The sequence below is a fragment of the Coleofasciculus sp. D1-CHI-01 genome, assembly GCF_040218875.1.
Lineage (GTDB): Bacteria > Cyanobacteriota > Cyanobacteriia > Cyanobacteriales > Coleofasciculaceae > Coleofasciculus.
Genome location: NZ_JAVJQP010000099.1, coordinates 16,788 through 29,405, shown reverse-complemented (window position 1 = coordinate 29,405; position 12,618 = coordinate 16,788). Strand labels below are relative to the sequence as shown.

The following is a 12,618-nucleotide window of genomic DNA, read 5'->3' as shown; positions in this document are numbered from 1 at the left end:
GATAGTAGCCATTGATTCGACCTCTCAATGTTCGTCTTATTTTATATCACCTCAGTCAACTCTCTCCGGATAGAACCTTACCAATAAATGGGCAACAATGGGTAGATGTGTCAAGGGTTTTGGTTACAGTTACTCACCCCATATAAGACGCCAACGCATTAATCACTATCTCCGTCTTTGACAATCCCGTGCGTTCAATGTAGTCAGTCAGACGTTGGTTAAGATGGGTAGGGATGCGGATACCGAGTTGGACTGAGTTCATCGGGAAAACCGGAAAAAGATATCCTAATCTAGCAAATGCATAGCGGAATCTGACAAGAGGCTTGTATCAAATCTTAAACGTTTCACCCCAACCCCTTCCCCATCAAAGCATCGTACCCGTTAATCCATTCCGCCGCAAGCCTTATCCTGTAGAGAATATAGGATTCAGAATCCGAGTTTTCAGTTAGCACCAACCCTTGTAGGGGCTTGGTTACCAAGCCCTATCCCAGAGAATCAGGATTCAGCGCCCCGATTCGGCTTACAGGTTAACAATCACCCCTAAAATGAAAGAACGCCCAGGCGTTGCCAACTCCCCAGAGAAATCGCCCCCTTATCTCAAATCTATGCCATGCCCCAAGTTATTGGTGTTACCAAAGCAATTACAAACTTAAACCAAGCGCATCAAACCTTTCAATTGCAGCCGACAACCAACCCAACCTTCTTCCCCGAATGGCTAGAACCCTTGCCAGAACTCAGTCTGGGGGAAATTGAAACGTGCGATCGCCTACGAACCCGCTATCGTTACTATCAAGCTGAAGGAGCGATTACCGAAAGCACCGTAAACCTGATTATAATTGCTCCCATTCTAGAATTATTAGGCTTGTATGATCCCCCCTATCTGATCAAAGGGGAAAAATACATCAAAATTGAAATCGAAGACAAAGACCAAATCCTAGAGGGACTCATTGATATTTTAGTCATGCAGGAGCGATTATGGCTCATCCTTCTAGAAACCAAACGCTATGGTTTTAGTGTGATGCAGGCTTTACCCCAAACCCTCGCCTACATGATGTCTAACCCGATAACTGAGAATCCCGCTTATGGTTTAATTACCACCGGAGAAGATTACCTTTTTGTTAAACTCAACCCTCAGCAAAGAGAATATGATTTATCCGATAAATTTACCCTCTCAACTCGCCGTGAGAACCAGCTACATCGGGTGATTCAAATTTTAAAACGATTCGTAGAGTAGAAGGCAACTGTTAGTTTCTAATGAGTGAAAAACAGAAAATGTTAGCGGGAGAGCTATATCTAGCATCTGACCCTGAATTAAAAGCATTACACAATCAAGCCTGTCATCTCACGCGCTTGTACAACGCGACAACCGAAGACGAAATAGAAACGCGATCGCAACTTTTACAAGACTTATTTGGCAAGCTGGGATCTAATCCTCAAATTAGTCCTCCCTTTTACTGTGATTATGGCAGTAATATCTATGTTGGCGATAATCTCTATATGAACTATGGCTGTGTGATTCTCGACTGTAATACAGTTCACCTAGGCGATAACCTGTTATGTGGTCCCTATGTGCAGATTTATACCGCCTATCATCCCACTGATCCCGCCCAAAGATTAACGGGACGCGAACTGGCTGCACCGATTAAAATTGGCAATAATGTCTGGATTGGTGGCGGTGCAATTATTGGTCCAGGTGTCACCATTGGTGATCACACAACCATTGGTGCGGGTAGCGTTGTGACTAAAAATATTCCCGCCAATGTTGTCGCCGTAGGAAACCCCTGTCGGGTTATTCGCTCGGCGAATCCAACTCAACCTCCCATCCTGGAGATTTAACCCAAAAAAAGGCGATCGCTCTCTCTTGTTGAAAGAGAATTAAAAGCGATCGCGTATTCTTATCTATCAGTGGCGTTGATTAAATAAAGACCCTTATCAAACACGTCACTTGAATCTGAAAATGCACCCTAACATCCATCTGCTATCACTAAAGTTTTACTTACCAGTACCTGTTCGCGTAGAGCCATCTCTTTTCAACCAATCGCTCCATTCAAACAGGTTTTGCCGTTCTACAAAACTTTGTCTAGATTAAAAAAACAAAGCTTTAAAAACCTAACGGCTTTTTTGGGTAAATGCGCCCTATCTAAATATCGTCAACATCAATCGTCTACAGCAATGGGATTTTCTTTTGGCTGTGAGAGTAAATTCCCTTACTGTAATACATCTATGTTACCTTCTTTAGAAGGAATATTAACTATGGTAGAAAAGGATACAATAATTGTCAACGCTTTCGTAATACACTGTATTATTTCTTCGATTAAGTCGTCAGGACATGGACAAAGCAACAGGAAACGGGGAATAGAGAACAGTCAGAAGTTGACACTTGTTAATATTTCTTAATGCTTTATAGCCAAAGACTAATTAATCTTTTCCAAAATTATAGTCGGGGCAATTTATGAATCACCCCGACTCATTATGGGGTTGGGAGAAACGGTAACACCTAAGCTGTTTGGTATTTCAACCTGTCAATAATGGTGAAATCCTTGTCGGGTGAGCATCTTGCTCGCTACCCATTCCCAAGTTAAATGCGTAACACTACCCATTCCCCATTTAAATGGGTGACAGCTTAGTTTCCCATCAAGCAACTCCCACTAACTTGGCACTCAACTCCCACATCCGTTCCCCTTTTTGATCATCGCGGGCTTGGGGAGAAACCTTTTGTACAAAGGATTTGCCCTCTTTCTTCTGTCGGTTCCCCCAACTCCAATAGACACCCGATTGGCTATATTCAGGATCGGCAACGACGGCTGCAACCCGTTCACCTGACAACTCCTGGGACACATACCCACCCGTGATGTGTTTCTGGAACAAGGGAAAGATTTTCTGAAACAAGGGATAGTGATTGCGGAACAGGGGTGTATCCGCCACACATCCTGGATACAGGGAACTGAAGACGATACCTGTTGATTCGTGATAACGCCGATGCAGTTCTCGCATGGTCAGAACGTTACAGACTTTGCTGTCTTTGTAAGCTTTGACGGGTTCAAACTTCTTGCCGTCAATCATCGAGTGAGGCTCTTTGAATCCTGCTTCAAACCCCTTGAGTTGCCCTAAATCTGGACGCGGTGGAATCTTCCCACCCAATTCATCGGGATTGTGAGTCACCGTTCCTAAAATAACCAGCCGGGGAGACTCAGCCGAGGAATGCTTCAAATCCTCTAGCATCAGGTGACTTAGGAGAAAATGTCCCAGGTGGTTTGTGGCAACGCTCAACTCATAACCTTCTGGCGATCGCAGAGGTTCCTTGAGTAAGGGCATATAAATGGCAGCGTTGCACACCAAGGCATCTAAGGATTTGCCGCTTTCGCGGAATTTAGTCACAAACTGGCGCACACTCTCTAAGCTACCCAAGTCGATATGCATAATCGTGTAGCTGTCCTCCGGCATACCCACTTCTTGGGCAGCGTTTTGGGCTTTCTCTAAATTCCGACAAGCCATCACCACATGCCAGTTTCCCCGTTGCGCCAGGGCTTTGGCAGCATACAAACCCACCCCTGACGAGGCACCCGTAATTACAACTGTTGATTTCTGATGTTGTTCCATTTGGTTCAAAACTCCGTTAACCGCCGTTAACTGCTTTCTAGGATCTCATCCCACTGATTTACCGATTTTACAGTCGAGTAGATCCAGTTGATCAAAAAAGTTTCCGATGGATTGGGTAGAGAGGCACAGATAAAATTTGTGACCTCGCTCACCAAAGGGATTCTGTCTAGTCACGCTGACGTTGCATTGAAATTACTTATCCAGACCATACAGTATCACCAATCTTATTTTTTATCATCACCTAGGTTATGTTATTCAATCCCTAGATCTTTTCTTTACAATTCAATATATTTGTTAAAGGAAGTTTATAAAGTCACGGATTTGTAGTTAATTAATAATTATCGGAAGATTAATAATGACTTATTGCCAACTCTCTCATAACCAATCTCGGCACGGAGATAAATTGTCGTTAAAACTACGGTACAAAATGTTCAACTCAAAAACTGAGGATAAGTTTGAGGCGTGGATTACCCAAATAGAAGACGACTGGAACGATGAAATCGCTGCCTGTCTTCAGGGTCAATTTCCCGATTGGCGTGGCTAATCAGTAGTTGTCTTCGGCAGGGTGAGATTAATGAATAAACCTAGGGTATGAGGCGATAAGTGCAGGTATCTAGAATGCAGGAATCCTGCCAGATAAAGGGATTGAGCAATACCGTTAAAAGATAGTGAAGCCGGAAAAAAATACCCTAAACTTATCTCAAACTAATCTTAAGAACTAAGCCATAGAACTCAAGCTATGCCTATTCGACTTAGTTAGACATCTAAGAAAACCCGAGCGTGAGAGATCGCTGGGTTGAGAAAAATGAGATGGTAGGTATTTATTAGAATAACACAAACTGCAACGCCATTGAGACGGCGGTGCATCAGCATCCTCTAGAATAGGTCAAGTTCCATGACATGATCAGTTCTTTAGAATTGATTGATGCGAACGTCCAAATCCTCTTTAACCACCAGCAGGCTATTGGTTGGGCAACTGTGCCAATTCCCCGCAAACAAGGGTTCAGAGGCAACTAGGACAGCGTTAGGGTAATTGAGTTCATCCCTTACCCAGTAGAGAGTGGGCGCACTGCTACCCGATGCGTAGCGACTAGCAACGAGGCTATGCCCATCACTGATAATCACATTGGCAGAAAAGTTGACTTGATAGGATTGGGCTAATGTTGTCAACTGGATCAAGGTTTGCGACAATGCCTTCTCTAAGGAAGCATCGGGAACCGTTTGGACTTCATTGACAAGGAGGGCAAAAATATGCTCGGAATCGGTTGTACCGTGGATTGACTGGTAAATTTCATCACTCAGGCGATCGCGAATCGGTCGATAGAGCGTTTGACGGAACCGTTCGATAAAACCATTGTGAATGAATAAGGTGCGATCGCGACGAAAGGGTTGACAGTTTCCCATGTCTAAAGCTTGACCGGGCGTCGCACTACGAACATACGCCAGTACACAGTCGGATTGCACATAACGGCTCAATTCCGGTAGATTCGTATCGTTCCAGATGGGTAGCGTATTTTTGTAGGTAAATGGATTAACATCCTGGGTGGAGTGATACCAGCCAATGCCCAATCCATCCGCATTGACAACCCCCGATGTCATCTCCTGGGGTAAGTAACTCTGGACAACCAGAGAACGTTCAGGTTTATACAAAAGGTGATTGAGTTGGACAGGGGAACCCAGGTAGCCTAGTAATCGGCACATGCTTATCTTCCATTGAATCCAATTGCATTTTAGGCTGGAGTGGTAACTTTAGTGTAATTTTTTGATTTAACGATTAGGCGACATCCTGGCAAACTTCCCTAACAGGTAAGTTTGGGCAACGAGCGCAACTCGACCTACTGGATATTTTCCCGAATGATTGGAGTTAAAATAACCATGAAAAAATCGATAATCGCACTAATGCTGACTCTCACAACTCTAAGCAGTAGCCAACCCATCCCGGCACGAGCTTGCGCTGGTGGTGGAAGTGGGGGGTATATCAACCAGAATGCCGAGTTTGTTGTACCCCCACAATTTGCCTCGACAACCGATTTTTCCGAAGGATTAGCAGCGGTAAAAGTTGGGGAGAAGTGGGGTTATATTGACCTAACGGGAAAGCTGGTGATTTCGCCTCAATTTGACATAGCTCTGAGCTTTGCTGATGAGTTAGCCGCTGTGCAGATTAACGAAAAATGGAGCTACATTGACAAGAGCGGGGAAATAGCAGTCGTTCCCCCCCAGCCCGATCATTCTATTTTGTTTACCTTTTCCTTCTCGCAAGGATTGGTAGCCGTGAAGATTGATGATAAATACGGCTATATGGATAAGAGTGGTCAAGTCGTGGTTCCACCTCAATTTGATGTAGCCCGGAAATTCACTCAAGGGTTTGCCGCCGTAGAAATTGATACCAAGTGGGGTTACATCGATAAAACAGGTAAGCTAGTTGTTCGACCTCAATTTGATAATGCTGAGAGTTTTAATCAGGGGTTAGCTGCGGTACAAATTGAAGAGAAATGGGGCTACATTGACGAAACAGGCAATGTCGTCATCTCACCCCAATTTAATCAAGCGACAAGATTTACGGAAGGATTAGCAGCGGTAAAAATAGAGGAAAATTGGGGCTATATTGATGAAACAGGTAAAGTCGTCATCTCACTCCAATTCGATGATGCCAAAGAGTTTGCCGAAGGATTGGCGCTGGTGAGAGTAGAAGCCAAGTTAGGCTATATTGATAAGAGTGGTGAATTAGCCATTCCCTTTCAATTTGCTAGAGCTAGTAACTTTTCTCAAGGACTAGCCGCCGTACATTTTAACCGAGCTTGGGTTTACATCGATAAGACGGGAAAAGTAGCGCTACAACCACCAGTAGCAGCGGCTAATTTGGGTATCTTCTCTCAGGGACTAGCACGGGTATGGGTTAATCCTAAATCGGGGTCTCGGTGTTAGTTGATTGTGTTATGAATACCCTCGGTTGTTTGTGTTTTTATCAAAATTAATATAAATTGGGTATTCTCTATTCCCTAATCTCAACCATCCACTTTAATTTGTCTAACTCCTGATGAACTATATTATTAGAAATCCTGAAGATATTATTCAATTACTGCTCGAACATCTCCAGATGACGAGTTTAGCTGTACTGATTGCTGTGGCGATCGCACTGCCGTTATCGGTGCTGATCACTCGTTACCGTTGGCTGAGTATCCCAGTCGTGGGCATTCTGGGCATCCTCTACACCATACCCAGTCTGGCGCTAATTGTTCTGCTTGTGCCACTTTTGGGCTTAAATCGCCAATCAGTCGTGGTGGCAATGATTCTCTATACCCAGGTGATTCTGGTACGAAATTTTTTAGTCGCTTTACAATCGATTGATCCGAAAATTTTAGAAGCCGCACGCGGGATGGGGATGAATGCTTGGCAACGTTGGTGGTGGGTACAAATTCCCCTAATTTTACCCATTGGTATTGCCGGAATCCGTCTGGCAACCATTGTCGCGATCGCGATCTCCACAATTGGTGCTAAATTTGGGGCGGGAGGATTGGGAGTACTCCTCTTTGATGGGGTGTCTCAGAGTCGCTACGATAAAATTTGGGCGGGGGCAATTACTGTGGCGATTTTGGCGTTTGCCTTAAATGGTATCTTGCTAGGATTACAGTGGTTATCAAATCCGCAACGAAAAATTAAGCTGATGAGTGAGGGTTGATTGGGAATGGAGATTGGTAAAAGAGTTGGAGCAGGTGTTGTTGCATCTTAATGAGGAGTCAATCTGCCGTAAATCATTTGACAGTGCGCTCAATCGCGCCACCAAAGCTGACAGCAACATCATAACTAATCCGCATCGTAAATAACCTGGCGTTTGGTTTCTTCTGCTTTAATTTTAATGCTGTTTCTACGCCAGTTTTATCAATTCCATATTCGCCTGTTTCAGAATCAATCACAATCATTTTGCCAATATTATCACCATACTCAACTTGTTGACGAATTTCATTTTCGTAAAATTGTTTAGCTCTGTGGGCAACTTCTTCTACACTCCAAAAAATAGCCTGCATGATAATGACACCTGCTTTGTGTTTTTTAATTATTATATGAGATTAGTACTAATAGTTTACAATACCATTTTCAATCCCACACTCGACGCAGATTCACCACAAAACCCGGTAACACGGCTTCACCCGACAATTCAGCCGGATTCTCCAACACCTCCACATCCTTACCCGCTCGATAAATCTCCACCCGTCGCTGCTGCGGATCGATTAACCATCCCAATATAGCGCCATTGTCGAGATATTCCCTCATTTTATCTTGCCCAGACTTGAGGGTATCTGAACTAGAGCGTAACTCAACCACAAAATCCGGGCAGATATGAGCAAAGGTTCCTTTTTGTTCCGGAGTAAGCGCCTGCCAACGTTCCCGACTTACCCAAGAGGCATCGGGAGAGCGAGTTGCACCATTGGGTAAAATAAAGCCAGTCGAGGAGTCAAAGGCTTCACCCAAATCCTCATTTTCTTCGTACCAGCGATCAAGTTGTCCGGTGAGGCTGCGGTTGCGTCTTCCAGTTTCCCAGCCTGTTGGTGGGTTCACAATTAACTCTCCTTTTGCACTTCTTTCCAGTCTCAAGTCGCGATTGGCTGCGGCTAAAGCAGCAAACTGTTCCTGGGTGACGTACAGCCCAATCGCCTTGGGTAATTCAATCGATAGAGTTTCAGTTTCTCGACTAGCAGGTGTCTGTACCATCTTTGCCTCTTACGCGCTATGTGAGGATGTTAATCGTTGTAGAGTACTCAAACCCACCTCTGCGACTAATGCCAAGATTGCCACTGGAATGGCACCCACTAATAAAATACTTTGATCATAAAGCGCAAACCCCAAGACAATAAAACTCCCCAATCCCCCCGCACCAATAAAAGCAGCCAGAGTCGCGCTGGCAATCACCTCGACTGTCGCGGTTTTAACTCCAGCAATGATTACGGGTAAAACTAATGGGATTTCGATTTGTTGCAGAATTTGCCGGGGAGACATCCCCATTCCTTTAGCGGCTTCGATGATAGTGGGTTCAATATTGCGAAAGGCAACATCTGTGCTGATCAAAATCGGTGGTAGTGCTAAAAGTGTCAACGCTACCGCCGCCGATTTGAAACTTAGCCCTAAATAGGGAATGGCAACGAATAAAATCGCTAAACTGGGAATGACTCGTAAACCATTGACGGTATTAATCAAGACAGTTGAGGCGGTTCGCGATCGCGCACTCAGCAGCCCTAACGGTAAACCCAGCACCAAGCTGATGGTTAGGGGTACGAGTACCAATAGCAGATGTTGCCCTAGGGCTTCCCTAAAGTTGTCTGGATGACTGGCAATATAATTTAGGACTTCAGTAAATTTCTGAAACATTTGAGTTTTTCAGCCATTAACGTTTATCATACAGTCATTCTGCCCGTGCCAGTGGCTGTAGTGATCAGGCTATCTGCCCCAGTGTTTATCCCTACAACCCGGATTTTACTTGGTTTTCATGCTGTCATGTCAAGTTTTTTATCTTCCCCTGCACTATAGATCCTACGCTTACGGAATTCGGAAAAATCTTGGACAAGAAACTGAGATGTTCCGACGTTGGTGTTTCAGCGGGATGTCTAGATGAATTTTGAGGCATCTGTTGACATTTCGGTTATTGTCAATTGTCGGAGCTAACTCATGAGTATAAAAGTCATTGTTTTTGATTTTGATGGCACTTTAGCGGATACCTTCAACGCGATCGTCCGGATCGCGAATCGTTTAGCAGACGACTTTGGATATAAACCATTGATGCCATCAGATATTGAGAAAGTTAGAAATTTAAGCGCTCGCCAAATCATTCACGAATCAGGAGTTCCTTTATTTAAGATTCCTTTTTTACTTAAGCGTATTCAATCAGAACTACGCAAGGATATTGAATTTTTACATCCTGTTCCTGGAATACCTGACTTGTTAAAGGAGTTAACACGCCAAGAAATAATGCTTGGCATATTAACCTCAAACAGCAAAGACAATGTTGAAGATTTTTTAAAGATACATGGTTTAGACGGCTTCTTTAATTTTATTTATTCAGAACCCTCAATTTTTGGGAAATCACACGCATTAAAAAGACTAATAGATTACCATAATTTCCCACCACAATCCCTTATGTACATCGGAGATGAAACACGAGATATAGCTGCATCAAAGAAAATTAATATAAAGGTGATAGCCGTAAGTTGGGGGTTTAACTCCTCAGATGTCTTAATTAACTATAATCCCAACTTTTTAGTTAACTATCCTCGTGAAGTATTAAACATTATCGCAAAATTAGATTAGTTTTATATTCTATTAACGCCTCCAGCCATTTTTCCAAATCCTGCAAACTATTTAAGTCAAAAATATCCTCTGTTAAACGTTCTAAATCATCCAAAGCCAAGCTTTCTATTTGGCTGCTTATTAGCAACGGAATTTCCCCAAAGCGCTTTTTAAGTAAACGCATAACTAGAGCGATCGCTTCAGTTAGTCGCCCTTCTTCTCGTCCTTCTTCCTTTCCTTCTTCTTTTGCATAAGCAATCCGCCCCTTCTCATCTTGTAACATTATTCCTCGCCGATCAACGAATTCTAACTCTTCTACTGTCATGTTTGCTTGGTTGGCAAGATTTAAAGCTAATTCTATCTCCGACACTTCTCCCAAACTCTCCGGGATACTATCCAAACTAGCAGCCTCTTTCAAAAAATAAATCCACTTATCCGTCAAACTGTTTAATTCTGACAACGCTTTGTTGAATTTAGGTAATTCAACAAAAATTAGCTGTAATTCATTATCGAATAATTCAATCTTTTTAGTTTTCTCCTGGAACACAAATTGACTAATAACCTCGTCATATTTTTTTAACAGGATAAAGTCGGTAACGGTCACAGCTATAACTGGATTAAGAATGGGGTAATCCTCTCCTGTACCTAACTGGTTGCTATAGGCTTTTGCCAGATTGTAAACAACTCGCTTGTTAAAAGACGCCATCGGCGCTATTTGCATTTCAATGACAACAATAGAACTATCTGATAAAACAGCTTTTATATCTAAGTAACTTTCTTTTAAACTTATTAACTGACCAGGATTATAGGGGTTGGCGATTGTTAATGACTGAATCTTTTTTTCTTCTCCATAAATTATAGCATTTAGAAAGCTGATTAAAATATCTTTACTTTGCTCGGAGCCAAATATTTTTTTGAAGGCATAATCAACCTTGGGACTGATGAATTTCATAAGATTTTTAGTTTCTTTTGCGCTGGAAGATATGGAGAATATTCTACTACAAACAAACAGGGGGAGTAGGGGAAGCAGGGGGAGCAGGGGAAGTAGGGGGAGCAGGGGGAGCAGGGGAAGCAGGGGAAGCAGGGGGAGCAGGGGGAGCAGGGGGAGTAGGGGAAGCAGGGGGAGCAGGGGAAGTAGGGGAAGCAGGGGGAGCAGGGGAAGTAGGGGGAGCAGGGGGAGTAGGGGAAGCAGGGGGAGCAGGGGGAGCAGGGGGAGTAATGATTCCTTGCTGTATGACATCTGCTCTGTGTGCCATCTACGCCTGTGCTTTGAGCGCTAACCTGAGTACGGGAAAATATTATGAGCTGAAAAGCTTATGGAATAAAGGTTTCAGCGTCTGATCCTCACAAAAATCATGGGTGTGGCGGGAAATTAGAAGGCATAACAGCGGATGCTCTAAAAAAAATTTTGCCAGAGGACTTGCCAAATCATCCCTTTAGTGGGTAAGATTAGTAATCGTGGCAAGCGTTGAAGTCATGATCCTCAGTAGCTCAGTGGTAGAGCGGTCGGCTGTTAACCGATTGGTCGCTGGTTCGAATCCGGCCTGGGGAGTTAACAAATAAATTATTCTAGATGCCCAACACCAAACTTGTTGCTCGGCGTTGAGAAAGATAGAAGGAGGAAGATAGAAGTTCAATCTCCTCGATCATAAAGGAGTTGGGCTAACTGATTTCGTAATAAGGCTTCTTGCTGAGTCTCACCGATCGCATTGGCAAGAGCGATCGCTTGTTCGTAGAATTGCTTGGCTTTGGGTACATTGCCTCTGGCGAGGTAAAATTCGGCAAATAACCGCAGTGTAACGAGCTCTCGGCTTAAGCTTTCCTGTTCTTGGGCTAAGGCGAGATGTTTGTTAAGGTATCGAATCGCCAACAAATCTGGACCAATGATGCTGTAGGATTTCGCCAATCCCCGCAAGGCGCGAAACTGATTGGGAATATCCTGGCTATCTTGTGCCAGTTGTAAAGTGTATCGATAGGAGCCAATCGCATCTTTATAGGAGGCGATCGCGAAATAGGCATCCCCTAAATTATTACGGGTATTTGCCTCTCCCAAGGGATCACCCAATCGCCGCCGCAAGGTTATCGCCGCTTTATACTGCTTAATCGCCTCTAAATAATCACCTGCACGAGCCGCAACTAAACCCAGGTTGCTTAAACTTAGTCCTTCCCCTTCGCGATCGCCCACTGTACGAGCAATGGTTAGGGCTTCAGTAAAGCTTTCTTGAGCGGCGTCGAGATCGTTCGATTGCAGCAGCACCGTACCCACGTTATTCAAGGCATAAATTTGTCCCTGAAAATCTTGCAGGAAACGGGCAACCCCTAACCGACGGCGTAGGGATTCTTCGGCTTGGGCAAAGCGTCCTAAATCAGCATAAGTCAGACCGATATAATTGTAAGCTAAGCCCTGCCCTTCAAAATCGCCAATTTTTTGATAAAGATCCAACGCCTGTTGCCAATAGGCGATCGCTTTTTGCAAATTTTCTTGACGCTTTGCCTCTCCTCCTAACCGCAGGAGTACATCCGCCTCATTTCTAGCTTCCCGTTGAAGGCTCCTATTCAAGGGAATCGTCAATTGTTCTTGTAAGTCAAAACCCATGTCATTGGAGACGGTTTGACTTTGAGCCGGGTTACTCGCCAGCAGTACCGCCCCAGAAATCAGAGCCATCGCTGTGCGACGAATCACCTTCACCGAGAGATATCCTCTGTTCATGATCGGGAGATTTTTTGATCGGGATAAAG

14 protein-coding genes and 1 tRNA gene are annotated in these 12,618 nt (G+C 44.0%); 7 read left to right on the top strand and 8 right to left on the bottom strand.

Going from position 1 to position 12,618, the window contains the following annotated elements; all coding sequences use genetic code 11:
• Window positions 1–133 precede the first annotated feature (133 nt).
• Window positions 134–262 (bottom strand): DNA-binding domain-containing protein, encoded by a 129-nt coding sequence (locus tag RIB93_RS18415; RefSeq protein WP_446374316.1) that lies wholly within the window; start codon window positions 260–262, stop codon window positions 134–136.
• Between the two features lie 348 nt (window positions 263–610).
• On the opposite strand from RIB93_RS18415, the gene RIB93_RS18410 reads away from it, so the two are divergent.
• Window positions 611–1,234 carry a type I restriction endonuclease subunit R gene (locus RIB93_RS18410; protein ID WP_446374314.1) on the top strand — a complete coding sequence of 208 codons (624 nt, stop codon included), beginning with the start codon at window positions 611–613 and terminating at the stop codon, window positions 1,232–1,234.
• 20 nt (window positions 1,235–1,254) lie between these two features.
• Window positions 1,255–1,836, top strand: a complete 582-nt coding sequence (locus tag RIB93_RS18405) for a sugar O-acetyltransferase (RefSeq protein ID WP_446374312.1) — start codon at window positions 1,255–1,257, stop codon at window positions 1,834–1,836.
• A 798-nt stretch (window positions 1,837–2,634) separates the two neighbouring features.
• On the opposite strand, the gene RIB93_RS18400 is transcribed toward RIB93_RS18405, so the two are convergent.
• Together RIB93_RS18400 and egtC are read right to left on the bottom strand one after the other, a co-directional pair.
• Window positions 2,635–3,600 (bottom strand): protochlorophyllide reductase, encoded by a 966-nt coding sequence (locus RIB93_RS18400; RefSeq protein WP_446374310.1) that lies wholly within the window; start codon window positions 3,598–3,600, stop codon window positions 2,635–2,637.
• A gap of 912 nt (window positions 3,601–4,512) precedes the next feature.
• Window positions 4,513–5,301: an ergothioneine biosynthesis protein EgtC gene (egtC, locus tag RIB93_RS18395; RefSeq protein ID WP_446374308.1), complete on the bottom strand. Its 789-nt coding sequence runs from the start codon at window positions 5,299–5,301 to the stop codon at window positions 4,513–4,515.
• Between the two features lie 174 nt (window positions 5,302–5,475).
• Here egtC and RIB93_RS18390 point away from each other — a divergent pair, with 174 nt between their 5' ends.
• Complete coding sequence (locus RIB93_RS18390; RefSeq protein ID WP_446374306.1) at window positions 5,476–6,525, top strand: WG repeat-containing protein; 1,050 nt, start codon at window positions 5,476–5,478, stop codon at window positions 6,523–6,525.
• A 112-nt stretch (window positions 6,526–6,637) separates the two neighbouring features.
• Complete coding sequence (locus RIB93_RS18385; RefSeq protein ID WP_446374304.1) at window positions 6,638–7,279, top strand: ABC transporter permease; 642 nt, start codon at window positions 6,638–6,640, stop codon at window positions 7,277–7,279.
• Window positions 7,280–7,352: 73 nt separating this feature from the next.
• Here RIB93_RS18385 and RIB93_RS18380 read toward each other — a convergent pair whose 3' ends face one another.
• The 3 genes from RIB93_RS18380 to RIB93_RS18370 all read right to left on the bottom strand — a co-directional run bounded on the left by RIB93_RS18380 (window position 7,353) and on the right by RIB93_RS18370 (window position 8,964).
• Window positions 7,353–7,625, bottom strand: coding sequence for a hypothetical protein (locus tag RIB93_RS18380; protein WP_446374302.1), 273 nt, complete (start codon window positions 7,623–7,625; stop codon window positions 7,353–7,355).
• Window positions 7,626–7,695: 70 nt separating this feature from the next.
• Window positions 7,696–8,310 (bottom strand): Uma2 family endonuclease, encoded by a 615-nt coding sequence (locus RIB93_RS18375; RefSeq protein ID WP_446374300.1) that lies wholly within the window; start codon window positions 8,308–8,310, stop codon window positions 7,696–7,698.
• 9 nt (window positions 8,311–8,319) lie between these two features.
• Entirely contained in the window at window positions 8,320–8,964 is a 645-nt protein-coding gene (locus RIB93_RS18370; protein WP_446374298.1) for an ABC transporter permease, read from the bottom strand.
• A 297-nt stretch (window positions 8,965–9,261) separates the two neighbouring features.
• Here RIB93_RS18370 and RIB93_RS18365 point away from each other — a divergent pair, with 297 nt between their 5' ends.
• On the top strand, window positions 9,262–9,900 hold the full coding sequence (locus RIB93_RS18365; RefSeq protein ID WP_446374296.1) for an HAD hydrolase-like protein: 639 nt from the start codon (window positions 9,262–9,264) through the stop codon (window positions 9,898–9,900).
• Here the strand turns inward: RIB93_RS18365 and RIB93_RS18360 are convergent.
• On the bottom strand, window positions 9,881–10,831 hold the full coding sequence (locus RIB93_RS18360; protein WP_446374294.1) for an Rpn family recombination-promoting nuclease/putative transposase: 951 nt from the start codon (window positions 10,829–10,831) through the stop codon (window positions 9,881–9,883). The genes RIB93_RS18365 and RIB93_RS18360 overlap by 20 nt on opposite strands.
• Window positions 10,832–10,848: 17 nt before the next feature.
• On the opposite strand from RIB93_RS18360, the gene RIB93_RS18355 reads away from it, so the two are divergent.
• Both RIB93_RS18355 and RIB93_RS18350 read left to right on the top strand, forming a co-directional pair.
• Window positions 10,849–11,220 carry a hypothetical protein gene (locus RIB93_RS18355; RefSeq protein WP_446374292.1) on the top strand — a complete coding sequence of 124 codons (372 nt, stop codon included), beginning with the start codon at window positions 10,849–10,851 and terminating at the stop codon, window positions 11,218–11,220.
• 139 nt (window positions 11,221–11,359) lie between these two features.
• A tRNA-Asn gene (locus RIB93_RS18350) sits at window positions 11,360–11,431 on the top strand.
• Between the two features lie 81 nt (window positions 11,432–11,512).
• On the opposite strand, the gene RIB93_RS18345 is transcribed toward RIB93_RS18350, so the two are convergent.
• Window positions 11,513–12,589, bottom strand: a complete 1,077-nt coding sequence (locus tag RIB93_RS18345; protein ID WP_446374290.1) for a tetratricopeptide repeat protein — start codon at window positions 12,587–12,589, stop codon at window positions 11,513–11,515.
• Window positions 12,590–12,618 lie beyond the last annotated feature (29 nt).

Bases quoted from the DNA above. Each gene is read 5' to 3' on its own strand.
- RIB93_RS18370 (WP_446374298.1), bottom strand. From the start codon at position 8,964: ATGTTTCAGAAATTTACTGAAGTCCTAAATTATATTGCCAGTCATCCA.
- RIB93_RS18405 (WP_446374312.1), top strand. From the start codon at position 1,255: ATGAGTGAAAAACAGAAAATGTTAGCGGGAGAGCTATATCTAGCATCT.
- RIB93_RS18360 (WP_446374294.1), bottom strand. From the start codon at position 10,831: ATGAAATTCATCAGTCCCAAGGTTGATTATGCCTTCAAAAAAATATTT.
- egtC (WP_446374308.1), bottom strand. From the start codon at position 5,301: ATGTGCCGATTACTAGGCTACCTGGGTTCCCCTGTCCAACTCAATCAC.
- RIB93_RS18380 (WP_446374302.1), bottom strand. From the start codon at position 7,625: ATGCAGGCTATTTTTTGGAGTGTAGAAGAAGTTGCCCACAGAGCTAAA.
- RIB93_RS18410 (WP_446374314.1), top strand. From the start codon at position 611: ATGCCCCAAGTTATTGGTGTTACCAAAGCAATTACAAACTTAAACCAA.
- RIB93_RS18345 (WP_446374290.1), bottom strand. From the start codon at position 12,589: ATGAACAGAGGATATCTCTCGGTGAAGGTGATTCGTCGCACAGCGATG.
- RIB93_RS18390 (WP_446374306.1), top strand. From the start codon at position 5,476: ATGAAAAAATCGATAATCGCACTAATGCTGACTCTCACAACTCTAAGC.
- RIB93_RS18385 (WP_446374304.1), top strand. From the start codon at position 6,638: ATGAACTATATTATTAGAAATCCTGAAGATATTATTCAATTACTGCTC.
- RIB93_RS18400 (WP_446374310.1), bottom strand. From the start codon at position 3,600: ATGGAACAACATCAGAAATCAACAGTTGTAATTACGGGTGCCTCGTCA.
- RIB93_RS18365 (WP_446374296.1), top strand. From the start codon at position 9,262: ATGAGTATAAAAGTCATTGTTTTTGATTTTGATGGCACTTTAGCGGAT.
- RIB93_RS18375 (WP_446374300.1), bottom strand. From the start codon at position 8,310: ATGGTACAGACACCTGCTAGTCGAGAAACTGAAACTCTATCGATTGAA.
- RIB93_RS18415 (WP_446374316.1), bottom strand. From the start codon at position 262: ATGAACTCAGTCCAACTCGGTATCCGCATCCCTACCCATCTTAACCAA.